Genomic DNA, 1,380 nt, shown 5'->3' on the forward strand with positions numbered 1-1,380 from the left:
GGTGCCGGGCCCGGGCCCCCGTGCCCGCGCCGGGCCCCGCGTCACGCCCCGGCCCGTCGGGCGTGGTTGGCGTGCTTGCGGACGGCGAACGCGTGCGCTTCGACGAGCAGGGAGCGGACGGTGTCGAGCGTGGTCGCGGGCGACACCACGCAGACCCAGTACTGCGACGCGTAGACCGGGTGCGGCATCACCTGGTCCCGCCGCGCGTGGTCGAACCCGGTGTCGAAGATCCCCTGGTCGTCGCGCCGGGTGGGCGGCGGGCCGAACATCGCGGTGTAGGTGGCCTTCGTCAGCCCGATGTTCAGGCGGTACGCGCCGGGCTCGCCCAACCGCGACACGTGGTCGTAGTTGTCGTCGGTGACGATCGTCGCGAACGGCAGTTGGCGCTCGGGCGGGAGGTCGCCGTCCGGGTCGTGGAGGAAGAACGTGTCGCCGTAGGCCTCCATGACGCGGGTCCCGGCGAAGGTCGAGGTGATGTGGTCGGTCATCTCGTCGGCATTCACCCCTTCAAGCGTAACTTTGAACTCCTTTGTGAGACTTCGCCGGAGAACGTCCGAGGAACGCCCTGGTGGACGCTTCGGGACGGGCGGGAAGCCTCAACTCGGAGAACAAGCGCGGGGTGGGCCGGAGCGAGGCCGGGAGCGGGTCGTGAGGTCGATCAGGCCGCAGCGGTGAGCGCGGCGACGAGCGCGGTCGTGACGTCGGTCAGCCGGTCCTTGGCTTCCTGCTCGTCCGCGTCGGTCTGGATCGACAGCACGACCACCGCGTACCGGTCTGCGACCACGCCCGCGGTGTGCAGGTAGAGGTCCGCCGGCTGGTACCACATCCAGCCCTGCTTGGCGTAGGCGTCGACGCCCGGCGCGAGCAGGCCGTACGCCTGGTCGAAGCCGTCCGCGGCGGTGGGGGAGGCGGTGGACAGGGCGGTGACGACGAAGTCGCGGTCGGCGTCCGGGAGCTCCCGCACGATGTACCGGTAGAGCTTCGCGACGTCGTCGGCCGACATCTCGACGTCACCCCACTGGGAGGCGTCCTCGGGGGCGTGGGTGGCGGTCAGGCCGGCCCGCGCGGCCACGCGCTCGATCGCGCCCATGCCGTCGTGCACGTCCCACAGGTCGTTCATCGCGTCGTCGTCGCTCACGCTGAGCGCGCGCCGCAAACGTTCGAGGTCGTCCTTCGGCACCTCGCCGGACGTCAGCAGGTCCACGGCCACGAGCAGCTTGCTCAACGACGCGGAGCGGAACGGGGTGCCGGCGTCCTGGCCGGCCGCGGCACCGGTGTCCAGGTCGAGGACGGCCACGCCCAGGTCGGCCCCTCCGAGGGCGGCCCCGTCGGCCGCACCGACCGCGCCGACCGCCCGCGCCACCGCCGCCGAGAGGTCCG

The 1,380-nt window shown here is 72.3% G+C and carries 2 protein-coding genes; both read right to left on the reverse strand.

The window, feature by feature from the left end:
• Positions 1 to 41: 41 nt before the first annotated feature.
• Entirely contained in the window at positions 42 to 503 is a 462-nt protein-coding gene (locus AB0G02_RS02590; protein WP_360788207.1) for a DUF6194 family protein, read from the reverse strand.
• A 155-nt stretch (positions 504 to 658) separates the two neighbouring features.
• Positions 659 to 1,380, reverse strand: a 722-nt coding sequence (locus AB0G02_RS02595; protein ID WP_360788210.1) for a serine hydrolase, incomplete at its 5' end; no start/stop codon positions are given.

It is taken from the genome of Actinosynnema sp. NPDC023658 (genome assembly GCF_040639995.1).
Classification (GTDB): domain Bacteria; phylum Actinomycetota; class Actinomycetes; order Mycobacteriales; family Pseudonocardiaceae; genus Actinosynnema.